The sequence below is a fragment of the Tardiphaga sp. GW821-FHT12E02 genome (assembly GCF_058807155.1).
In genome coordinates, this window is record NZ_JBXAQK010000001.1 from 935,174 (window position 1) to 955,344 (window position 20,171).

General features: G+C 63.5%; 22 protein-coding genes and 2 tRNA genes. 16 read left to right on the forward strand and 8 right to left on the reverse strand.

Going from position 1 to position 20,171, the window contains the following annotated elements; genetic code table 11:
• Positions 1 to 147 precede the first annotated feature (147 nt).
• From AC1RQ5_RS04465 to AC1RQ5_RS04480, 4 genes are all read right to left on the reverse strand, one after another.
• Positions 148 to 1,203: an MBL fold metallo-hydrolase gene (locus AC1RQ5_RS04465; RefSeq protein WP_493197226.1), complete on the reverse strand. Its 1,056-nt coding sequence runs from the start codon at positions 1,201 to 1,203 to the stop codon at positions 148 to 150.
• 80 nt (positions 1,204 to 1,283) lie between these two features.
• On the reverse strand, positions 1,284 to 2,294 hold the full coding sequence (gene bioB / locus AC1RQ5_RS04470; protein ID WP_493197228.1) for a biotin synthase BioB: 1,011 nt from the start codon (positions 2,292 to 2,294) through the stop codon (positions 1,284 to 1,286).
• Between the two features lie 142 nt (positions 2,295 to 2,436).
• Positions 2,437 to 4,584 carry a methyl-accepting chemotaxis protein gene (locus AC1RQ5_RS04475; RefSeq protein ID WP_493203309.1) on the reverse strand — a complete coding sequence of 716 codons (2,148 nt, stop codon included), beginning with the start codon at positions 4,582 to 4,584 and terminating at the stop codon, positions 2,437 to 2,439.
• 219 nt (positions 4,585 to 4,803) lie between these two features.
• Positions 4,804 to 5,529 (reverse strand): outer membrane protein, encoded by a 726-nt coding sequence (locus tag AC1RQ5_RS04480; protein WP_493197230.1) that lies wholly within the window; start codon positions 5,527 to 5,529, stop codon positions 4,804 to 4,806.
• 485 nt (positions 5,530 to 6,014) lie between these two features.
• Between AC1RQ5_RS04480 and AC1RQ5_RS04485 the strand changes: the two genes are divergently transcribed.
• Positions 6,015 to 6,380, forward strand: coding sequence for a hypothetical protein (locus tag AC1RQ5_RS04485; protein WP_493197231.1), 366 nt, complete (start codon positions 6,015 to 6,017; stop codon positions 6,378 to 6,380).
• A gap of 1 nt (position 6,381) precedes the next feature.
• Here AC1RQ5_RS04485 and AC1RQ5_RS04490 read toward each other — a convergent pair.
• A tRNA-Thr gene (locus AC1RQ5_RS04490) sits at positions 6,382 to 6,456 on the reverse strand.
• Positions 6,457 to 6,716: 260 nt separating this feature from the next.
• Here AC1RQ5_RS04490 and AC1RQ5_RS04495 point away from each other — a divergent pair.
• The 4 genes from AC1RQ5_RS04495 (at position 6,717) to AC1RQ5_RS04510 (ending at position 9,583) form a co-directional block, all read left to right on the forward strand.
• Positions 6,717 to 6,923, forward strand: coding sequence for a hypothetical protein (locus tag AC1RQ5_RS04495; protein WP_493197232.1), 207 nt, complete (start codon positions 6,717 to 6,719; stop codon positions 6,921 to 6,923).
• 31 nt (positions 6,924 to 6,954) lie between these two features.
• Positions 6,955 to 8,646: an FAD-dependent oxidoreductase gene (locus tag AC1RQ5_RS04500; protein ID WP_493197234.1), complete on the forward strand. Its 1,692-nt coding sequence runs from the start codon at positions 6,955 to 6,957 to the stop codon at positions 8,644 to 8,646.
• A gap of 12 nt (positions 8,647 to 8,658) precedes the next feature.
• The gene (locus tag AC1RQ5_RS04505) at positions 8,659 to 8,967 is read left to right on the forward strand and encodes a UBP-type zinc finger domain-containing protein (protein WP_398482621.1); all 309 of its coding nucleotides are present in this window, start codon (positions 8,659 to 8,661) and stop codon (positions 8,965 to 8,967) included.
• 109 nt (positions 8,968 to 9,076) lie between these two features.
• On the forward strand, positions 9,077 to 9,583 hold the full coding sequence (locus tag AC1RQ5_RS04510) for a hypothetical protein (RefSeq protein ID WP_493197236.1): 507 nt from the start codon (positions 9,077 to 9,079) through the stop codon (positions 9,581 to 9,583).
• Between the two features lie 6 nt (positions 9,584 to 9,589).
• Here AC1RQ5_RS04510 and AC1RQ5_RS04515 read toward each other — a convergent pair whose 3' ends face one another.
• Complete coding sequence (locus AC1RQ5_RS04515; RefSeq protein WP_493197238.1) at positions 9,590 to 10,261, reverse strand: TetR/AcrR family transcriptional regulator; 672 nt, start codon at positions 10,259 to 10,261, stop codon at positions 9,590 to 9,592.
• Between the two features lie 99 nt (positions 10,262 to 10,360).
• On the opposite strand from AC1RQ5_RS04515, the gene AC1RQ5_RS04520 reads away from it, so the two are divergent.
• From AC1RQ5_RS04520 to fahA, 11 genes are all read left to right on the forward strand, one after another.
• Positions 10,361 to 11,299 (forward strand): SDR family oxidoreductase, encoded by a 939-nt coding sequence (locus AC1RQ5_RS04520; RefSeq protein WP_493197240.1) that lies wholly within the window; start codon positions 10,361 to 10,363, stop codon positions 11,297 to 11,299.
• 8 nt (positions 11,300 to 11,307) lie between these two features.
• Entirely contained in the window at positions 11,308 to 11,973 is a 666-nt protein-coding gene (locus tag AC1RQ5_RS04525; protein ID WP_493197242.1) for an NAD-dependent epimerase/dehydratase family protein, read from the forward strand.
• 137 nt (positions 11,974 to 12,110) lie between these two features.
• A complete protein-coding gene (murA, locus tag AC1RQ5_RS04530; RefSeq protein WP_398482611.1) occupies positions 12,111 to 13,400 on the forward strand; it encodes a UDP-N-acetylglucosamine 1-carboxyvinyltransferase in 1,290 nt (429 codons plus the stop codon).
• An 18-nt stretch (positions 13,401 to 13,418) separates the two neighbouring features.
• A complete protein-coding gene (locus AC1RQ5_RS04535; RefSeq protein ID WP_493197244.1) occupies positions 13,419 to 13,856 on the forward strand; it encodes a DUF2948 family protein in 438 nt (145 codons plus the stop codon).
• Between the two features lie 249 nt (positions 13,857 to 14,105).
• Positions 14,106 to 15,401: a histidinol dehydrogenase gene (gene hisD, locus AC1RQ5_RS04540; RefSeq protein ID WP_493197245.1), complete on the forward strand. Its 1,296-nt coding sequence runs from the start codon at positions 14,106 to 14,108 to the stop codon at positions 15,399 to 15,401.
• Positions 15,398 to 15,895: a UPF0262 family protein gene (locus AC1RQ5_RS04545; RefSeq protein ID WP_398482605.1), complete on the forward strand. Its 498-nt coding sequence runs from the start codon at positions 15,398 to 15,400 to the stop codon at positions 15,893 to 15,895. Before hisD ends, AC1RQ5_RS04545 begins: the two co-directional genes overlap by 4 nt.
• Positions 15,896 to 15,963: 68 nt before the next feature.
• On the forward strand, positions 15,964 to 16,422 hold the full coding sequence (locus tag AC1RQ5_RS04550; RefSeq protein WP_398482603.1) for an arsenate-mycothiol transferase ArsC: 459 nt from the start codon (positions 15,964 to 15,966) through the stop codon (positions 16,420 to 16,422).
• A gap of 211 nt (positions 16,423 to 16,633) precedes the next feature.
• Positions 16,634 to 17,257, forward strand: a complete 624-nt coding sequence (locus AC1RQ5_RS04555; protein WP_493197247.1) for a Maf-like protein — start codon at positions 16,634 to 16,636, stop codon at positions 17,255 to 17,257.
• Positions 17,247 to 17,429: a DNA gyrase inhibitor YacG gene (gene yacG / locus AC1RQ5_RS04560; protein WP_493197249.1), complete on the forward strand. Its 183-nt coding sequence runs from the start codon at positions 17,247 to 17,249 to the stop codon at positions 17,427 to 17,429. The genes AC1RQ5_RS04555 and yacG overlap by 11 nt, the downstream gene beginning before the upstream one ends.
• Positions 17,430 to 17,564: 135 nt before the next feature.
• A tRNA-Phe gene (locus tag AC1RQ5_RS04565) sits at positions 17,565 to 17,640 on the forward strand.
• A 28-nt stretch (positions 17,641 to 17,668) separates the two neighbouring features.
• Positions 17,669 to 18,946, forward strand: coding sequence for a fumarylacetoacetase (gene fahA, locus AC1RQ5_RS04570; protein ID WP_493197251.1), 1,278 nt, complete (start codon positions 17,669 to 17,671; stop codon positions 18,944 to 18,946).
• A gap of 431 nt (positions 18,947 to 19,377) precedes the next feature.
• On the opposite strand, the gene AC1RQ5_RS04575 is transcribed toward fahA, so the two are convergent.
• Together AC1RQ5_RS04575 and AC1RQ5_RS04580 are read right to left on the reverse strand one after the other, a co-directional pair.
• Positions 19,378 to 19,761 carry an NUDIX hydrolase gene (locus AC1RQ5_RS04575; RefSeq protein ID WP_398484182.1) on the reverse strand — a complete coding sequence of 128 codons (384 nt, stop codon included), beginning with the start codon at positions 19,759 to 19,761 and terminating at the stop codon, positions 19,378 to 19,380.
• A gap of 200 nt (positions 19,762 to 19,961) precedes the next feature.
• On the reverse strand, positions 19,962 to 20,123 hold the full coding sequence (locus tag AC1RQ5_RS04580) for a hypothetical protein (RefSeq protein WP_398484180.1): 162 nt from the start codon (positions 20,121 to 20,123) through the stop codon (positions 19,962 to 19,964).
• Positions 20,124 to 20,171 lie beyond the last annotated feature (48 nt).

The window sequence follows — 20,171 nt, forward strand, 5'->3', positions numbered from 1 at the left end:
GCCTACCCCGTCGTCATCCTCGCGAAGGCGGGGATCCATACTCGCTGTCGATTGGGCGAAAGCTCAGCCGGGCTGGCTCTGCCTTTTCTCACCACCGCTTCGGAGGCTATGGGTCCCCGCCTTCGCGGGGACGACAGTTACAGTCGACTAGATCGCTTTAAACCGCAGCTTGCCGTCGCTGCACAGTTCCTGGCTCAGCCGGCCCTCGGCCAGCATGTAATTGACATGGGCGATCAGTTCGCCGGCGGCAAAGCCGGTCTGGTGAGCGTCCAGCTTGTGCTTGTGAAACACGACCGGCACGAGCTGCGCTGACGTTTTGGCCTCGGTGCGACAGGCATCCGCGATCATGCCGCAGCGCTCCTCGTGATGGTCGGCGAGCTGCTTGATCCGGATCTGGAGGCCGTAGAACGGCACGCCATGGCCGGGCAGCACCAGCACATCCTCGGGCAATGCGGCGCCGATGTCCTTGAGCGATGTCAAATAGGCGCCGAGCGCATTCTCGTCGGGCTCATGGGCCCAGACGCTGACATTGGGCGAGATCTTGCTCAACACCTGATCGGCGGAGAGATAGATCTTGTCGGCGGCGCAGTAGAGCGTGACCTGATCGGGCGAATGGCCGGCACCGGTGATGATCTGGAAATTGCGCTTGCCGATGGCGATCGTCTTGCCATGGCTGAGCCGGCGATAGGCGGCGGGCAGCGGCACGGTCTTCTTCAGATAGTCCTGGCCGCGGCCGAGCAGTTGCTCGGTGATGTCGGCATCCATGCCGTGGCGCAGGAAGAACTGGCGCATATTCACCAGGCGCTCTTCGGTGCGGCGGTTCTGGTGATAGACGCCCTGCAGATATTCGATCTGCGAAATATAGAACGGGCAGCCGAAGCGCTGCACGATCCAGCCGGCCTGGCCGACATGATCGGGATGCGCATGGGTGATGATCACCTTGCTGATATGGATGCCCTTGAGCGGGCCGTCGAACAGTTTGGTCCAGGCTGCGATGGTGGCGTCATTGCCGAAGCCGGTATCCACCATGGCCCAGCCGTCGCCGTCTTCCAGCAGGTAGATGTTGACGTGGTTCAGACGAAAGGGAAGGTCGAGTCGCAGCCATTTGATGCCGGGGGCGATGTCCACCACCTGATCGGGGCCGGGATGGCTCTCGATGGGATAATTCAACGGATCGGCTGGCTTCGTGCTGGCGTCTGTCATCGTCTTTTTGTCCTTTGCATCCGGATTAGCGGGCGAAGGACCCCTGCGCCAGCCCAAAAAGGGCCGGCGCAGGGCATGGGTCATGCCGTCGCGCGCATGGCGGGAGCGACCTCCGCAGCCGGAAGGCCCGAGGTCATGCCGAGCCGGCCGAGCAGTTCGGCATCGCGGTCGGTCTGCGGGTTCTTAGTGGTCAGCAGCACGTCGCCGATAAAGATGGAGTTGGCGCCGGCGAGGAAGCACAAAGCCTGCAGTTCGTCGGTCATGTATTGCCGCCCGGCGGAAAGCCGGACGACGCTCTTCGGCATCATGATCCGCGCCACGGCGATCATGCGGACCAGCGCAATCGGATCCGGGCGCTCGGCCGTGTCGTTGACCGGCACGCCCTTCACTTCATTCCACATATTGATCGGCACCGAGTCCGGATGATGCGGCATGTTGGCGAGCAGCAGCAGCATGCCGAGACGATCCTCGACCTGTTCGCCCATGCCGATGATGCCGCCGCAGCAGGTCTTGAGGCCGGCATCATGGGCGCGCGACAGCGTGTCGATGCGATCCTGCATCGTGCGGGTGGTGATGATCTTGCCGTAGAATTCCGGCGAGGTGTCCACATTGTGATTGTAGAAATCGAGTCCGGCGGCGTGCAGGCGCTTCGCCTGATCGTCGGTGAGCATGCCGAGCGTGGCACATGTCTCCATGCCGAGCTCCTTCACCGCGCTCACCATGTCGCAGACGCGATCGAGGTCCTTGTCCTTCGGATTGCGCCATGCGGCCGCCATGCAGAAGCGGCTGGCACCGGCGTCCTTCGCGCGCTGCGCGGTGGCGACCACGGCGTCCTGGTCCATCAGCTTGGTGGCCTTGAGGCCCGTATCGTAATGCGCGCTTTGCGAACAGTAGCCGCAGTCTTCCGCGCAGCCGCCGGTCTTGATCGAAAGCAGGCTCGCGGTCTCGATATGATTGGGATCGAAATTGCTGCGATGAACGCTCTGCGCCTGGAAGATCAGGTCGGAGAAGGGCAACGCATAGAGCGCGTCGGCCTCCGCGCGCTGCCAGTCATGGCGCGGCTGATGAATCGATGTGACGGAAGAAGTCATGGCAGTCCTCGCAACTTGCGCAGCCCAAAACACATGGGCCGCGCGGGGAGGAGTCCACGATTTTTATGGCGAGTGCAAGGACGCGGGGCGAGCGCAGCCATGTGCTGCGCCCGTCTTGCGTGCGTCACGCATCACACATGCGTTATGCGGCGCGGATGCTGGTGAGGAATTCGTCGATCTCGCCGCGCAGGATGTCCGCTTCGCGCCGCAATTCGCCGGAGGCACCGAGCACGTCAGTCGCTGCAACGCCGGCTTGCGACGACGCATCGCTGACGCCGACGATATTGCTCGACACTTCGCTGGTGCCGCCGGCCGCATGCTGGATATTTCGCGCGATCTCGCGTGTTGCGGCGCCTTGCTGCTCGACAGCGGTGGCGATCGCCGTGCTGACTTCGTTGATCTCGGTGATGGTCTGGCCGATATTTCTGATCGCGCCGACCGCCGTAGACGTAACTTGCTGCATGGCGACGATCTGCGTGCGAATTTCATCTGTCGCCTTCGCGGTCTGATCGGCGAGGCTCTTCACTTCGGATGCGACCACCGCAAAGCCGCGGCCGGCATCGCCGGCGCGTGCGGCCTCGATCGTGGCGTTGAGTGCGAGCAGGTTGGTCTGCGAGGCGATGGTCTGGATCAGATCGATCACCACGCTGATGCGATTTGCGCTTTCGGCGAGGCCCTGCATGGTCGCGTCGGTTTCGCCGGCTTCACTGACTGCCTTGGCGGCGATCTGCGACGAGGTCACGACCTGGCGGCTGATTTCGGCGATCGACGAGGTCAGCTCTTCCGTGCCGGCGGAGACGGTCTGCACATTGACCGAGGTTTCTTCCGCGGCTGCCGCAACGGCGCTCACCAGCGCGCTCGAACGGTCGGCGGTGGATGACATGTCCTGCGCGGTTGTCTGCATGGAGTTGGCGGCGGTCTGCAGCTTCTCCAATGCGTTGCGCACCTTGCCTTCGAAATCATGGATGCGGGCTTCGACCCGCGCCGCACGCTCGTTCTTGGCGATGCGATCGCGGTCCTGCTCGGCGGTCATGTTGCGCGCATTGATCATGCTCTCGCGAAATACTTCCAGCGAGTCGGCCATGACGGTGATCTCGTCCTGCTGCTTGCTGCGGGCCATCTGCGTTTCGAGATCGCCGCTGGAGAGGAGCTGCATCGCCTTCTGCAGTTGCGCCATGCGGCGCAGGATGCTGCGGCCGACATAGAGCCAGACGAACAGCGCCGAGCCGATCAGGGTCAGCGCGCCCAAGGCGAGCATGATCTGCGTGGAGAGTGTGATGGTGGTCTGCGCCTTTGCGGTGGATGCGTCGGTTTCCGCGCGCACCTTGTCGACCAGCTGCTTGACGCTCATGCCGAGGCCGACATTGAGCTTGCGGGTCTCATCCAGGATGAGCTCGCCATATTCGAGCGTATCGATCTCCTTCTGGCGGACCTTGAACACGCCATTCTTGCCGTCGCCGAGGGCGAGCAACTGCTCGGCGGCCTTCTTGAGATCGGGGATGCTGCTGATGGCGCCATCGAGTGCGGCGAGATTGGCTTTCACCCGCGTCTGCGCGGTCTTGAAGCTCTCCTCGATCGGCGAAAGCGCCTCACCGGACCCGGCGGACAGTGCTGCCATCAGGTCGGACGAAATCAGGTTGGTGTCGGCGACGACATTGCCGATCTGCACGATGATACGCGAGGCCTCGCCGGAATCCTCGGCGGAGAACACGACGGCGCGCAGCGTTGCATCCATCCCGGCCTGGGCATCGACAATCGACGGGGCCGCCTTCTTCACGAAATTATCCGCCGCGGTACGCACCGCGTTGTAGAGCTTCTCGTGCTGGACGGCCGCGTCGATCTTTTCCTGCGTGGCGGCGCCGAGGCTGCGGATCGTGTCCCCGATATTCTTCACGGAATCGGCGAGGGAAGCGACCACGGCCATGTCGGCACCGAGCTTGGCGATGCTATCGAGTTTTTCGGTGGCGACCTTGTGGGTGGCGCTCATGCGCTGCGAGCGCTCTTTCAGAATCTCGGCGGTCGAGGACGCGAGCAGCATCGGGCCCTGGCTGGCGAGGCTTTCGCTGGCAGTGGCGAGTTCGAGGCTGGCGGTGAGTTTCGGAATATCGCGGCCGTTGAGCTCGGTCATCATCTGGCCGAGCTGGCCGAGAATGGCGCCGGCGCCGGCGCTGATCAGGATCGCCATGCCGGCAATCACCGCGAAGGCGGCAAACAGGCTGCCGCGAATGCCAAACCGTGGGCGCGAGATGCGGATGCGCGCGAGCTTTCCAGAAACCGACTTCACTTTGATGACTCCCCCACGCCCGCGGTGATGTCGTGCGGGTCGCGCCGAGAGTATGTCGGTACCGAGTTAACATTCGGGTAAATGCGCAATCGGAGGCTGTCGCGGGGCTTGCGCGGTTACCGAAGCGTAAAGATCGGAGCTGCCCCTGACAGAGGCGCAAAACAAAAAGGCCAGCGTTTCCGCTGGCCTTTCCGTAAGTCACGAGCCTGAAATCAGGCGCGGATCTCAGTACTTCGCGACAACCGGGCCACCCCAGTTGAAGCGGTAGTTCAGGCCAGCCTTGACGACGTGCTGATCGTTCTTCGACGAACCGAACTGGGTCAGGTAAGCCGGAGCGGTGATCGTGGTGTTGCCGAAGTCGTAGTACTGGTACTCGATCTTGCCCGACCAGTTCTGGGTGAACAGGTATTCGAGGCCGGCGCCGACGGTGTAGCCGTTGTCCTTGGTGGTGGTGGCGAACGGAACAGCAACCGGCGTGAACAGGGTTTCGGTGGCGTCCTGATAAGCCCAACCGCCCTTCACGTAGAGCAGTGCCGGACCCCAGGTGTAACCGAGACGACCGGTGACCGAGGCCAGACCCTTCTGGTTCAGGTTGTAGCCGGTGCCAGCAGGAACGCCTGCACCAACGAACGCGATGTTCGTGTTGTTGTTGCCAACCCAGCTGTACTGGCCTTCAACACCGATCACCCAGTTCGGAGCGAACTGGTAGTCAGCGCCGGCCTGCACGCCGCCGAGGAAGCGACCGTCGGAATTGTCCGAGGTGCCAGCGAAGCCGCTGTTGCCGTTGAAGGCGCCACCGACGTGACCGCCGATGTAGAAGCCGGTCCAGTTATAGATCGGGGCAGCGACGTAAGCCGGAGCCTTGGTGTAGGGACGAGCGGCGAGGTCAGCGGCCGAAGCCGAGGCGCCCATCGCGAGGAGGGCAGCGGTGCCCAGCAGGAACTTCTTCATTTTTTCTTCTCCAGAAAACCGATTTAGACCGGGGCACGCTTGGGCTCCGTCCTATGGCGTCGAGATAGACAGGTTTTGCGCAAATTGCTGTCACCCATTCGCCACAGCTGCCTACAACCCGACCAGCTGAGACGCACCGCAAAATCATGCTTAGCGACAAATTAATTAAAACTAAAAGAGGCGTTAATTTTCAGTGGGTTATGGCGCTTTTGGAGGTTGATGGGTCAACCCGTAATAATTTGGTTTATCTCTAGATAGATTTGTTGTGATCGACGTGATTGCCGTTCGCGCTTGCCAAACCTTTCGGCATGGTCCGGGGTTGGTTTTCGAATACCATTGATTGCTGTGATGGCGGGAATCGCTACGCGGCGGTGGTATCACGAGCGCTTGCGTCGCGGCCCTTGCCCGAAACCAAGTTCAATGGTCCCCATTACCCTCACTACGCGGTGCCCGTCGGCGCCTCTCCGCAAATGGAAGCGCGTTGAATGCAGGTCGAGCGGATTTTGAGGGAATATGGCCAGTTTCTCCGGCCGATGGCCGAGGCGCCCCGCGATGGCCAGCGCATTCTCGGGCGGACCACCCAAGGCGGCCTGATCTTCTGCTACTGGGAGCCGCACCCGGCAGGGCTGATCGGCCCGAACTGGGTCGAGGAACGGGATAGTGCGGTCGGCTATGTCGATCGGTTCTTCGACGGCTGGATTCGCCTGTCGGATTTTCGCCTGCTGGATACCAACGCCATCAATCGCCTGCTGGTCGCCTATATCGATGACGCCCGGGCGGCTGACGATCGGAGCGCCCTGGATTTGCTGGATGTGTCGGGTGCGGATCGGCTGAGCCAAGCGGGCCAATAAATGGTGCTGCCAGACAGGATTGAACTGTCGACCTCTCCATTACCAATGGAGTGCTCTACCACTGAGCTACGGCAGCGTGCTGGTTGCGGGAATCGGCCCTGAGGGCGGCCCACCAAGCGAGGCGTTCTCTGCCACACCCTCTTCCACGGTGCAAGCGCGGGACGGCATTCGGCGGCATCATTATGAAGGATTTGTACGGGACAGCGTTTGTCGCCGGTTCCGGCTGCCGGCTTTTCCGGCACGACGCGCCAATGAACGCGGCTCGTTCAGACCGGCGAGGGATGCTAGAAGAGGATCCAGATCGCTGAATTCCCAACTGTTCTGTAAAGCCGCTGCATGGCCGACCGTCCGCCCCAAAGCCCGAATGAGCGCGATCAAGCCCGCCAGGCGCGTTTGCGTCAGGCGCTGCGGGACAATCTGAAAAAGCGCAAGTCACAGCTGCGCGGCCGGGCCGATCTGGCCGCGACCGAAGCCGGGGTGTCATCGGAACCGGATAGAGTTGCGGACGATCGTTCAAGATCGGACGCGCCCGACCGGGAATAATCGGCCCCATTCAGCAGGCAGGCGAGAGTCCATGGACCCGAACAACATCCCCGAACACAAAAAGGCGGCGATGCTGACGCCGCGCTATGACCAGACCTTTCCGTCGCTCACCGCTGCCGAGATCGAGCGGATGCGCCGGTTCGGCGAGATCGCTCTCTATAAAGATGGCGACATGCTGTTCGAGACCGGCAAGCCAGGGCCGGGCATGTTCGTGGTGTTGTCCGGCCATGTCTGCGTCACCCAGCGCGACGGCTTCGGGCGCGTCTCGCCGGTGGCGGATCAGTGCGCCGGGCAGTTTCTGGCCGAAATCGGCCAGCTGTCCGGCCGCATGGCGCTCGTCGATGGCCGTGCCGAAGGCGATGTCGAGACGCTGCTGATTCCCCCGGAGCGACTGCGCGCATTGCTGGTGGCCGAAGCGGATCTCGGCGAGCGCATCATGCGCGCGCTGATCCTGCGCCGGGTCAATCTGTTGCAGGGTGGCGTCGGCGGTCCGGCGCTGATCGGCTCGGCCACGGCCAGCGACATGGTGCGGCTGCAGGGCTTTCTCACCCGCAACGGCTATCCCTATCACCTGCTCGATCCGCAGGTGGACAAGGACGCCGGCGACGTCGTGGCGCGCTATGCGCCGTCGCCGCAGGAATTGCCGCTCGTGGTGGTGCCGGATGGCTCGGTGCTGCGCAATCCGACTCTGTCGGCACTGGCGCATGCCATGGGCATGCTGCGGCCGATCGACAAGGACAAGGTCTACGACGTCGCCGTCGTCGGCAGCGGTCCTGCCGGTCTGTCGACGGCCGTGTATGGCGCGTCCGAAGGGCTCTCCATCGCGGTGTGCGATTCGCGCGCATTCGGCGGGCAGGCGGGCGCCAGCGCGCGGATCGAGAATTATCTCGGCTTCCCCACCGGCATTTCCGGCCATGCGCTGACGGCGCGCGCCTTCAATCAGGCACAGAAATTCGGTGCCGATGTGATGATTCCGGTCACGGTCGGCCAGCTGGATTGCTCGCGCAAGGATGGCTTGTTCGGCCTTGCGCTGGATGATGGCGAAGTCCTCAAGGCGCGGTCGATCGTGATCGCGTCGGGCGCGCGCTATCGACGACCGGAGATCGATCGGCTCAAGGATTTCGAAGGCCGTGGGGTGTGGTACTGGGCGTCCCCCATCGAAGGCCGGCTGTGCAAGGCGCAGGAGGTGATCCTGGTCGGCGGCGGCAATTCGGCCGGGCAGGCGGCGGTGTTTCTCGCCGGCCAGGCGGCCAGGGTGCGGATGGTGATCCGCGGCGGCGGGCTCGCGGCCTCCATGTCGCGCTATCTGATCGACCGCATCGAATCCATGGCGAATATCGAACTGGTCTTCAACACCGAAGTCGTCGCGCTGGATGGTGATCCCGAGGCCGGCCTGTCGCGGGTCACGCTGCGCAGCCGCCTGTCAGGCCAGGACGAGACGTCCGAGATCCGCAATCTGTTCCTGTTCGTCGGCGCCGATCCGGCCACCGACTGGCTGGCCGATTGCGGCGTGACGCTGGATCGCGGCGGCTTCGTTCTCACCGGTGTCGCCGCAAATGGCCGCGCGGTGCAGGCCCTGGAGACCTCGGTGCCGGGCGTCTATGCGGTGGGCGATGTGCGCTCCGGCTCGGTCAAACGCGTCGGCGGCGCCATCGGCGAAGGCGCGCAGGTGGTGGCGGCACTGCATGGCTTTCTCGGCGATGCGTCGCGGCCGACTTTGTAGGAGAAGCGAGCGATGACGATCCGCTGCACCCATGTCTCCGGCATCCGCGATGTGACGCCGAGCGCGCTCGGCTGCGAGGACTGCCTCAAGATCGGCAGCACATGGCTGCATCTGCGCCTGTGCCGGACCTGCGGCCATGTCGGCTGCTGCGACCAGTCGCCGAACCAGCACGCCACCAAGCATTTTCACGCGACCAGGCACCCGATCATCGAAGGCTATGATCCGCCGGAAGGCTGGGGCTGGTGCTATGTGGACGAGGTGATGTTCGACCTGTCGGACAGGATGACGCCGCATAACGGACCGATCCCGCGCTATTATTGAGGTCCCTGGTGCGAATGGCCGTAAATTCGTGCAAGTGCCATTCGCTTCACCGTTGCTAAATATCAAGCCAGCACCCTAGATTTGAAGCCTTCCAAGGCAGGGGGGCATCATGGTTCTGGGTACGAGTCTTGCGACATTCACGCTGCTGCATGTGGTGATCAGTCTGATCGCCATTGTCACCGGCCTCATCGCCATGGTTGGTCTGCTCAAATCCCGGCCGATGCCCGGCTGGACCGGCACCTTCCTGCTGACCACGATCCTCACCAGCGTCACCGGCTTCTTCTTTCCGGTCGACAAACTGCTGCCGTCGCACGTGATCGGCATCATCTCGCTGGTGCTGCTGGCGATCGCCTGCCTCGCGCTCTATGGCCGCGGGCTCGCGGGATCCTGGCGCTGGATCTATGTGGTGACCGCGATGACCTCGCTCTATCTCAACATCTTCGTGCTGATCATCCAGAGCTTCCTGAAGGTCCCGCCGCTGCACGCGCTGGCGCCGAGCGTGCCGCCCTCCGAACCGCCTTTCGCGATCGTGCAGGGCATCGTGCTGGTGCTGTTCGTTGCGGCAACCTTCCTTGCGGTCCGGAAGTTTCGTCCGCTGCAAGGCGGTTTGGCCTGAGCCCGGTCAGGTTTTGCTCCCTGGCGCGGGCGATTCATCGAGGATCGCCCGGATCTCGGCAAAGGTGCGCCTGATCAGTTTTTCCGGGCGTTCGCCGGCATCCTGCGCCAGCCAGATCTCGCCGCCGATCCGCATCGCGCCCGTCGTGATCATGGCGACCAGCCGCGCCTGCAATGGTCCGGAGGGCCCTGTGGCGCGATCGCCGAGGGCGGCCGCGATGGCGCGCTCCATCTTCTCGTATTTCACATGGTCGCGCGCGCGCAGCGATGGCGTGCCGTGCTTCAGGCGCGCAATGGCGATCGCCTCGGAGCTCTCGAGCTGCTGCGCCATCGACAGCAGCGCATTCTCGGCCGCCAGCAGCATCGGCTCGTCGGCAGGGCGGGCGGCGATCGAGGCAACGAGAAAATCCGTGCTGGCGTCCTGCCAGGCGAGAACCAGGTCTTCCTTCGACGCGAAATGATGGAAGAAGCTGCGGCGTGAGATTTCTGCGGCCGCGGCGATGTCGTCCAGCGTGGTTTCCTCGAAACCGCGCTTCAGGAACAACTCCATGGCGACCTTGGTCAGCCGCTCGCGGGTCTGCTGGCGCTTGCGCTCGCGCAGCCCGGTCGGCGGCGTGGCAGCGGCAATCGCCGATTTCGCCTGTGTTGTCTTGGGCTTGGCCGGCTTCCTGGCAGTCACGACAATCCTCGATCTGCACCTATTGCAAGTTTGCACTGAGTGCACATTTATGTCCGGCGGCTGCACCGCGCAACACTTCTCGCTCGTGGAGATATAAGCATGACGGACTGGAGCATTGACCACATTCCGCCCATGGCCGGCAAACTCGCCGTGGTCACCGGGGCGACCGGCGGGCTCGGCTTTGAAACCGCGCTGGCATTGGCCGGGGCTGGCGCCGAGGTGGTGCTGACCGGGCGTAACGACGCCAAGGGCTCTGAGGCGATCGACCGGATCTGTGCCCGTTATCCCGACGCGATCATCAGCTACGAGCAGCTTGATCTCGCCAGTCTGGACTCCGTTGCGGCCTTCGCGCGCCGGTTCGGCGCGATGTACAAATCGCTCGATCTGCTGATCAACAATGCCGGCGTGATGGCGCTGCCGGTGCGGCAGACCACCGCCGACGGTTTCGAAATGCAGTTCGGCACCAATTATCTCGGGCATTACGCGCTCACCGCGCGCCTGCTGCCGCTGCTCCGCCGCAGCAAGGCGCCGCGCGTGGTCAATCTCAGCAGCCTCGCGCATCGCACCGGCATGATCGATTTCGACAATCTGCAAGGCACGGTGTTTTACAAGCCGATGCGCGCCTACAGCCAGTCGAAGCTTGCGATGCTGATCTTTGCCATCGAGCTTCAGCGTCGCAGCGACGCCGGCGGCTGGGGCATCATGAGCAATGCCGCGCATCCCGGTTATGCGCGCACGGATCTCATCAGCAACGGTCCGGGCCGTCGCGGCATCCTGTGGCAGGCGAGCAAGATATTGCAGCCTTTGGCGAGCCATTCCGCTGCCGCTGGCGCCATGCCAACCCTGTTTGCGGCGACATCGCCCGATGCCGATATTGCCAGCTATTACGGACCCAAGCGGTTCTTTGAAATGAAAGGTCCTCCGTCGCCGGCCAAGATCATGCCGCAGGCGCTGGATGCTGCCGTCGCCGCTCGGCTGTGGGATGTCTCAGCCGCGCTTGCCGGTGTGTCGTTCGATCAACGCGCGATCGCGGCGTGAGGTCTGCCATGAAAGTCATTGTCTTCGGTGCGACCGGCATGGTCGGGCAGGGTGCGTTGCGCGAATGCCTGCTGGATCCCGGCGTCGAGCACGTGCTCGCAATCGGCCGCACGCCGACGGGGCAGCAGCACGCGAAACTGCGCGAGATCACGCACAAGGATCTGTTCGACCTGTCGGCCATCGCGTCGGAGCTGACAGGCTATGACGCCTGCCTGTTTTGTCTCGGCGTATCGTCGCTGGGGATGAACGAAGTGGAGTATCGCCACATCACCTATGACATGACGCTGGCTGTCGCGGACAGGCTGGTCCGGCTCAGCCCGGCGATGAGCTTTGTCTATGTCACCGGACAGGGCACCGACTCGTCCGAGCAGGGCAAGGTGATGTGGGCCCGGATCAAGGGCAAGACCGAGAACGACCTGCTCAGGCTCCCCTTCAAGTCCGCCTACATGTTCCGTCCCGGCGGCATCCAGCCGCTGCACGGCGTCCGCTCCAAGACGGGGTGGATTCAGGCGATCTACAATGTCACCGCGCCGCTCTGGTCGCTGCTGAACCGTATCGCGCCGAATTACGTCACCTCCAGCGAGAAGCTCGGACGCGCGATGATCCGGTCGGTGCGAAACGGTTATCCGAAACCCGTGCTGGAGACGGCCGATATCAACCGGCTTGGGGCATAACGGGCCGATTCGGCCCTTTCTCGCCAATCCGGTTCCCATCGAAAAGCCGCAAATGCGAAGCTTTTGCGCAAACGGGTCTGTTAGACCCGGGGCCATTGGCTCTATATTCCGGGGCTCAGCATTCAGCGGGAATCAGTATGGATCGCATTCGCATCGTCGGCGGCAACAAACTCAATGGCACGATCCCGATCTCGGGGGCGAAAAACGCCGCGTTGCCGCTGATGATCGCCGCCTTGCTGACCGACGAGACGCTGATCCTCGACAATGTGCCGCGTCTGGCCGACGTCGCGCAGGTGCAGCGTATTCTCGGCAATCACGGCCTCGACATCATGTCGGCCGGCAAGCGCCCGGGCGATCATGAATATCAGGGGCAGACCCTGCATATTTCCGCTGCCAATATCATCGACACCACGGCACCTTACGAGCTGGTCTCGACCATGCGCGCATCGTTCTGGGTGATCGCGCCGCTGCTGGCGCGCATGCACGAGGCCAAGGTCTCGCTGCCCGGCGGCTGCGCCATCGGCACCCGTCCGGTGGACCTGCTGATCATGGCGCTGGAAAAGCTCGGAGCCGAACTGGCCATCGATGGCGGCTATGTCATTGCCAAGGCGCCGGGCGGCCTGAAGGGCGCCGAGATCGATTTCCCCAAGGTCACGGTGTCCGGCACCCATGTGGCGCTGATGGCAGCGACACTGGCCAAGGGCACCACGGTGATCACCAATGCGGCCTGCGAGCCGGAGATCGTCGATGTTGCCGATTGCCTGAACAAGATGGGCGCGCGCGTCAGTGGCGCCGGCACGCCCACCATCACCATCGAGGGCGTCGCCAAGCTGCATGGCGCCCGTCACACCGTGCTGCCGGATCGCATCGAGACCGGCACCTATGCGATGGCGGTGGCGATGACCGGCGGCGATGTGCAGCTATCCGGTGCACGGCCGGAATTGCTGCAGTCGGCGCTCGATGTGCTGGTGGAAGCCGGTGCGACGGTGACGCCGAACAATGAGGGCATCCGCGTGACCCGCAACGGCGCCGGCATCAAGGCCGTCAATGTTGCAACGGCACCGTTTCCCGGTTTTCCGACCGATCTGCAGGCACAGTTGATGGCGCTGATGACGACGGCCAAAGGATCGTCGCACATCACCGAGACGATCTTTGAAAACCGCTTCATGCATGTGCAGGAGCTGGCCCGGTTTGGCGCGCGCATCCATCTGGATGGCGAGACCGCGACCATCGACGGCATCGGCAAGCTGCGCGGTGCGCCTGTGATGGCGACGGATCTGCGCGCATCGGTGTCGCTGGTGATCGCCGGCCTCGTCGCCGAAGGCGAGACGATGGTCAATCGCATCTATCATCTCGACCGCGGCTTCGAGCGGCTGGAAGAAAAGCTCTCGGCCTGCGGCGCGCAGATCGAGCGGATCAGCGGATAGTGTTTTGAAGGGGACATCGTGACAGGTCGACGCAAACTCATAGCCTTGGATGCGGACGACCTCGCGGTGATCTCTGCGCATGTGCAGGACGCCGAGGTCGTCGTCAGCGATATCGTCTGGCGGCCCGGTGAAAAGCGCCTCGTCATCGGCCTGAACCGGCTCGATTGGGACCAGTCGATCTCCGGCGACGTGACGTCGCGCCGGCTGCTCTCCGCACTGCGCTTCGACCGCGTGCTGGCCTGTAAATCCCGCGATATCGATCTCGATGGCGGTGATGTGGCGCTGAAGCTGCTGGGTATCGAGTTCAATGAAAGCGAGGCGCCGGGCGGCAATGCCCTGCTGCTGTTCGACGGCCGCGGCGCGCTGCGGCTGGATGTCGAATGCCTCGAATGCGAGCTGGCGGATCTGGGGCCGGATGAGCTCGGCGGTGAGGAAGAGGCGGGGCTGGAAGCGTAGCGCGGATCCTTTCCCTCCCCCAAGCGGCGAAGCCGCGCAGCGGGGAGGGTGGATCGAGGCGAGCGTTCAGCGAGCATCGAGACGGGTGGGGTGCTTTCGCAAACTCTGACGTCACGTGGGGACCCCCACCCCGGCCTTCGGCCGACCCTCCCCACAAGGGGGAGGGTTAGGAAGCCCCAGCCTTGACGCCACCGACCACCCGCGCCATTGAGCAGGGGAGCCGCTTTCAAGCTCCGCCGGGATACCACAATGCCACTTCGCCTCGATGCCGCCAGCGCTGATTTTCCTCAGCGTTTCAAAGCCTTCCTTGCCATGAAGCGGGAGGTTGCCGCCGATATCGAAGCGGCTACCCGGGCGATCGTAGATGATGTCGCTGCACGCGGCGATGACGCGTTGCTGGAGGCCACCCGGAAGTTCGACAAACTCGACCTGCAGGCATCGGGCCTGCGCGTCACGCCGGCCGAGATCGATGCCGCCGTCGCGGCGTGCGACGCCGAGACCGTGGACGCGCTGCGCTTCGCGCGCGACCGCATCGAGCTGTTCCATCAACGCCAGATGCCGAAGGACGAGCGCTTCACCGATGCGGCGGGCGTCGAGCTCGGCTGGCGCTGGAGCGCCATCGAGGCGGTCGGTCTCTATGTGCCCGGCGGCACCGCCGCCTATCCGTCGTCGGTGCTGATGAATGCCATTCCGGCCAAGGTCGCCGGTGTCGATCGCGTGGTGATGGTGGTGCCGTCGCCGGGCGGCAAGCTCAATCCGCTGGTGCTGGCCGCAGCCAAGCTCGGCGGGGTCTCGGAAATCTACCGTGTCGGCGGCGCGCAGGCCGTGGCCGCATTGGCCTACGGCACCGCCACCATTGCCCCGGTGGCGAAGATCGTCGGTCCCGGCAATGCCTATGTGGCTGCCGCCAAGCGGCAGGTGTTCGGCCGCGTCGGCATCGACATGATCGCGGGCCCGTCCGAGGTGCTGGTGGTCGCCGATGACACCGCCAATGCCGACTGGATCGCCGCCGATCTGCTGGCGCAGGCGGAACACGACACCAATGCGCAGTCGATCCTGATCACCGACAGCAAGCGCCTGGCCGATGATGTCGTGCTGGCCGTGGAGGCGCAGCTCACCACGCTGCCGCGTGCAGACATCGCCCGCGCCTCGTGGGATGAATTCGGCGCCATCATTCTGGTCGACCAGCTCGATGCTGCAGTGCCGCTCGCCAATGCGATCGCTGCGGAACATCTCGAGGTCATGACCGCCGATCCGGACGCGTTTGCCGCGCAAATCCGCAATGCCGGCGCCATCTTCCTGGGCGGTCATACGCCGGAGGCGATCGGCGATTATGTCGGTGGCTCCAACCATGTGTTGCCCACGGCGCGCTCCGCCCGGTTCTCCTCGGGCCTCGGCGTGCTTGACTTCATGAAGCGAACGTCGATCCTGAAGTGCGGGCCGGATCAGCTGCGAGCGCTGGGACCGGCTGCGATGACGCTGGGCAAGGCCGAAGGTCTGGATGCCCACGCACGGTCCGTCGGGTTACGTCTCAATCTGCAATGAATGATTCCTCCGCAGCCGGGAACGACACCAATAATCGCATCGTGGCGGTGACGCTCGATGAGGAATCGATCGGTCGTTCCGGGCCGGATATCGAGCATGAGCGCGCGATCGCGATCTACGACCTGATCGAGGAAAACCTGTTCGCGCCGGAAGGTGCGGCGGCGGGTCCGTTCACGCTGCATATCGGCATCACCGGCAGCCGGCTGATGTTCGACATCCGCAAGGAAGACGGCACGCCCGTGGTCGCCCATCTGTTGTCGCTGACGCCGTTTCGCCGGATCGTGAAAGACTATTTCATGATCTGTGACAGCTACTACCAGGCCATCCGCACCGCGACGCCGGACAAGATCGAAGCCATCGACATGGGCCGCCGCGGCATCCATGACGAGGGCTCGCGCACGCTGCAGGAACGGCTGTCCGGCAAGGTCCGCGTCGATTTCGAAACGGCGCGGCGGCTGTTTACGTTGATCTCCGTCCTGCACTGGAAGGGTTAAGCATGGCCCGGAAAAGTGGATGCCGGTTTTTCGCAAAGGCCATGCTTTCTTCAAAAAGGGCGTAGCCCGTGTCGGCGCCGCCTGTTGTGCGAACGCCACAAGCCGTGTTGTTCGCCTGCGGGCAGAACAGCGTCCGCTCGCCGATGGCGGCGAGCCTGCTGCAGCAGATGTTTCCGCAGAAACTCTATGTCCGCTCCGCCGGCGTGAAGAAGGGCGAGCTCGATCCGTTCGTCGTCGCTGTGATGGCCGAGATGGGGCAGGATCTGTCGAAACACCGGCCCATGACCTTCGAGGAGCTCGAGGACTGGGAGGGGATGAATTTCGATCTCATCATCACTTTGTCGCCGGAGGCCCATCACAAGGCGCTGGAGCTGACGCGGACCATGGCGGCGGATGTCGAATACTGGCCGACGGTGGATCCCACGGACACCCAGGGCAATCGCGAGCAGAAGCTCGCCGCCTATCGCGAGGTGATGGACGGGCTGTCGATGCGGATCAGGAAGCGGTTCGCGCGGCCGAAGCCGTGAGGGGGATTGCTCCGAGTTCCTGGTCGTCGTCGCCCGGCTTGACCGGGCGATCCAGTAAACACCGCATTTGGTGCTTGAGCCGGAACGACAGCGTTTGCTGGATCGCCCGCTCGCGCGGGCGATGACAGGTGGAGTTGACGGCTGGCAGCGGTTGCCGCCGCGCACCCCTTCCGATACGTTCCGGCCGCAATTTCAGGATCAACATCCCCGCATGCTCGGCCGTCCCAAATTCGTTCTCGCCTCCGGTTCGCCCCGCCGTGTCAGCCTGCTCAATCAGGCCGGTATCGAGCCCGATGCGCTGCGTCCGGCCGATGTGGACGAGACCCCGAAGCGCGGTGAACTGCCGCGCGCCTGCGCCAATCGCCTGGCCCGCGCCAAGGCCGAGGCGGCGCTGAAATCGGTCCAGCTCGATGACGAGCTGCAGGGATCCTTCATTCTCGCCGCCGATACGGTGGTGGCGGTCGGTCGCCGCATCCTGCCCAAGGCGGAACTGGTGGACGAGGCCTCGCAGTGTTTGCGGCTGCTGTCGGGCCGCAATCACCGCGTCTACACCTCGATCTGCCTCGTCACGCCGAAAGAGGGGTTTCGCCAGCGCCTGGTCGAGACCCGCGTCCGTTTCAAGCGGCTCAGCGAGGACGATATCTCGACCTATATCGGCTCCGGCGAGTGGCGCGGCAAAGCCGGTGGCTATGCGATCCAGGGCATTGCGGGGTCGTTTGTGGTGAAACTGGTCGGCTCCTATACGAGTGTGGTCGGCCTGCCGCTGTATGAAACCACCGCTCTGCTCGGTGGCGAGGGTTTCCCGATCCGTTTCGGCTGGTTGAATGCAAGCTAAGACCCCAGGCGCGGTGCGCCCCGCAAAACCCTGCCCGATCTGCGGCGAGCCGTCGGTCGAGGCGTCAAAACCGTTCTGCTCGGAGCGCTGCCGCGACGTCGATCTCAATCGCTGGCTGTCCGGCAATTACGCGATTCCGGGGCGTCCGGCCGAAGACGACGACGGCGAATAGGCCCGTTGCCGCGGGCGCGGGCTTCCGCCTTGTTTTGTCGGCAAAATTCTCTCTGTAAAATCGCTGTCATGCGGGTGGACAGCGCCGGTTTGCCTGACTATAAACCGGCCGCTCACCCGGCCTTGCCGGGTCGGCGCCCAGGTAGCTCAGTTGGTAGAGCATGCGACTGAAAATCGCAGTGTCGGTGGTTCGATCCCGCCCCTGGGCACCATCGGCTCCTCAAGCCGGTGTCTTGCTCCATGCACTCCCCTGAATTGCATCCCAACGACCCCTCCCTCCGTTCTTTCCTCGCGACTGATCCGGCATCGGATTTTCCAATCCAGAACCTGCCTTATGGCGTGTTCTCGACAGCCGGCACGCCGCCAAGGGTCGGCATCGCCATTGGCACATTCGTGCTGGATCTGGCGCTGCTCGAGGCCGAAGGGCTGATCGATGTCGGTGGGCCTGTGTTTGCGCAGCCGTCGATCAACGCTTTCATGGCGCTGGGCCCCAAAGCGTGGACCGCGACACGGGCGCGGATCAGCCAGTTGCTGCGCCATGATCATCCGGAACTGCGGGACAATGCCGGGCTGCGCGAGCGCGCGCTGCTGCCGCTGGCCGATGTCACGCTGCATCTGCCGTTGCAGGTGGCCGGCTTCACCGATTTCTATTCGTCGAAGGAGCACGCCAGCAATGTCGGCGTCATGTTCCGGGGCAAGGACAATGCGCTGCAGCCGAACTGGCTGCATATGCCGATCGGCTATAACGGCCGTGCCTCCACGGTGGTGGTCAGCGGCACCGAGGTGCATCGCCCGCGCGGCCAGCTGAAGCCGGCGGATGCGGCCGTGCCATCCTTCGGCCCGTGCCGGCGGCTCGATTTCGAGCTGGAGATGGGCGTGGTGGTCGGCCAGCCCTCCGCCATCGGCGGCATGCTCACCGAGGCGCAGGCCGAGGCGATGATCTTCGGCTTCGTGCTGCTCAACGACTGGAGCGCGCGCGACATCCAGCAATGGGAGTATGTGCCGCTCGGCCCGTTCCTCGCCAAGGCCTTTGCCACATCGATCAGCCCGTGGATCGTGACGCGCGAAGCAATGGAGCCGTTTCGTCTCAATGGTCCGGTGCAGGACCCGGTGCCGCTGCCGCATCTGCAGCAGCACAGCGCGCAGAATTACGACCTGCAGCTCGATGTCGATCTGCGCGCGTCGGGCTCATCGGAGCCGGCGGCGCTCTGCAGCACCAATTTCAAGTATATGTACTGGTCGTCGGTGCAGCAGCTGATGCACCACGCCTCCAGCGGTTGCGCGATGACTGTCGGCGACCTGCTGGGCTCCGGCACCATCAGCGGTCCCGAGCGGGATCAGCGCGGCAGCCTGCTCGAAATCTCGTGGAATGGCGCCGAACCATTCGATCTGCCCGGCGGCGGCCAGCGCACATTCCTCGAAGACGGCGACACGCTCACGATCCGCGGCTGGTGCCAGGGCAAGGGCTACCGCGTCGGTTTTGGCGCAGTCGAAGGGACGATCGTCCCGCCGAACTAATCCACGAGGCTTATGTCAGACGACCACTGTCCTCATGGTGAGGAGCGCGCTTATTGGCGCGCGTCTCGAACCATGGCGTGTGTCGCCCATCCCTTGCGAATGGCTTCGCCATTCGCAAGGGAGACGCCGCGCAAACGCGCGGCTCCTCAGAGTCTGACTCATAAAGCGATGGGGTATTTTTGGCTGGACTTGCTCGGGATAGTAATCCCAGCTCGCTTCGCCGTCCCTCATCCTGAGGAGCCGCGCAGCGGCGTCTCGAAGGATGGCCGCAGGCTCTGAACCCGGCCAACTCATGGTTCGAGACGCGGCCTACGGCCGCTCCTCACCATGAGGGACTGAGTGTACTGCGCTTTATGGACCGCGTTTCCAGTCAGGCTCTCAGGATGAGGGAGAGTTCGTGGAGAGGCGCGTCATCTCAAAATGAAAGCGCTCTAGGCGCGCGGAAACAGCTTGTCGCGGATATAGCGCGAGGTCGGCGTCAGGCGCATGCCGCTGCGCGGCTTGCGCCACACCGCGCGATCGATCTCCTTCTTGTCGCCGATCCGAAGCTGGCCGGTGGCCGTCTCGGCGATGAAGATGGAATCGCTCATCTTGCGGCCGGAATGCCGGTTGGTGGCCTTCACCTCTTTCCACAGCGTGAGGCGGCCGAGTTTCAATTTCGGCAGTTCTTCCTTGATCTCGCGGCGCAGGCAAACCTTGTCGTTCTCGCGCGGCAGCTTGCGGCCGCCCGGGAACATCCACAGACCATCCTTGACGCGCCGGACCAGAAGAATTTTCCCGCGCTTGGTCGCAACCAGCTTCGATGACTTTGCCATTTCCTCAATGCATTATTCTTGAAATTAAAGAGTCTCGCTAAAGGCGCTTGATGAAGGGAATGTGAAATACTGCCATGCAGCGACATTGTCGCGCGCTTTAAAACGGCGGTGGCTGCCAAAGAAAAAGGCCACCGAAACGGTGACCCTGGTTCGTTGCATGAAGTTCGCTTGGGAACTTCGATGTCACGCGATCGCGTAACCTAGTGAGCCAGATCTTCCGGCAGCTTGAGCTCTTTCACGCGATCCTTCTTGACGCTCTTGCGAAGCTCGCGCTCGGCGCTCTCGAACTTGTTGAGCTCGTCCTTGACGATCTGCATGAACTGCTCGCGCGAAGTGGAGGCATCTTTGGTTTGTAGCGTCATGGCTCACTCTACGGGTTGGTCTCGTTGCGCAAAAATGTTCTAGCAGAC

Coding starts and splice junctions, on each gene's coding strand:
- AC1RQ5_RS04580 (WP_398484180.1), bottom strand. CDS start 20,123: ATGACGCTACAAACCAAAGATGCCTCCACTTCGCGCGAGCAGTTCATG.
- murA (WP_398482611.1), top strand. CDS start 12,111: ATGGATCGCATTCGCATCGTCGGCGGCAACAAACTCAATGGCACGATC.
- AC1RQ5_RS04525 (WP_493197242.1), top strand. CDS start 11,308: ATGAAAGTCATTGTCTTCGGTGCGACCGGCATGGTCGGGCAGGGTGCG.
- AC1RQ5_RS04465 (WP_493197226.1), bottom strand. CDS start 1,203: ATGACAGACGCCAGCACGAAGCCAGCCGATCCGTTGAATTATCCCATC.
- AC1RQ5_RS04520 (WP_493197240.1), top strand. CDS start 10,361: ATGACGGACTGGAGCATTGACCACATTCCGCCCATGGCCGGCAAACTC.
- AC1RQ5_RS04575 (WP_398484182.1), bottom strand. CDS start 19,761: ATGGCAAAGTCATCGAAGCTGGTTGCGACCAAGCGCGGGAAAATTCTT.
- AC1RQ5_RS04495 (WP_493197232.1), top strand. CDS start 6,717: ATGGCCGACCGTCCGCCCCAAAGCCCGAATGAGCGCGATCAAGCCCGC.
- hisD (WP_493197245.1), top strand. CDS start 14,106: ATGCCACTTCGCCTCGATGCCGCCAGCGCTGATTTTCCTCAGCGTTTC.
- bioB (WP_493197228.1), bottom strand. CDS start 2,294: ATGACTTCTTCCGTCACATCGATTCATCAGCCGCGCCATGACTGGCAG.
- AC1RQ5_RS04510 (WP_493197236.1), top strand. CDS start 9,077: ATGGTTCTGGGTACGAGTCTTGCGACATTCACGCTGCTGCATGTGGTG.
- AC1RQ5_RS04480 (WP_493197230.1), bottom strand. CDS start 5,529: ATGAAGAAGTTCCTGCTGGGCACCGCTGCCCTCCTCGCGATGGGCGCC.
- fahA (WP_493197251.1), top strand. CDS start 17,669: ATGCACTCCCCTGAATTGCATCCCAACGACCCCTCCCTCCGTTCTTTC.
- AC1RQ5_RS04500 (WP_493197234.1), top strand. CDS start 6,955: ATGGACCCGAACAACATCCCCGAACACAAAAAGGCGGCGATGCTGACG.
- AC1RQ5_RS04485 (WP_493197231.1), top strand. CDS start 6,015: ATGCAGGTCGAGCGGATTTTGAGGGAATATGGCCAGTTTCTCCGGCCG.
- AC1RQ5_RS04545 (WP_398482605.1), top strand. CDS start 15,398: ATGAATGATTCCTCCGCAGCCGGGAACGACACCAATAATCGCATCGTG.
- yacG (WP_493197249.1), top strand. CDS start 17,247: ATGCAAGCTAAGACCCCAGGCGCGGTGCGCCCCGCAAAACCCTGCCCG.
- AC1RQ5_RS04505 (WP_398482621.1), top strand. CDS start 8,659: ATGACGATCCGCTGCACCCATGTCTCCGGCATCCGCGATGTGACGCCG.
- AC1RQ5_RS04555 (WP_493197247.1), top strand. CDS start 16,634: ATGCTCGGCCGTCCCAAATTCGTTCTCGCCTCCGGTTCGCCCCGCCGT.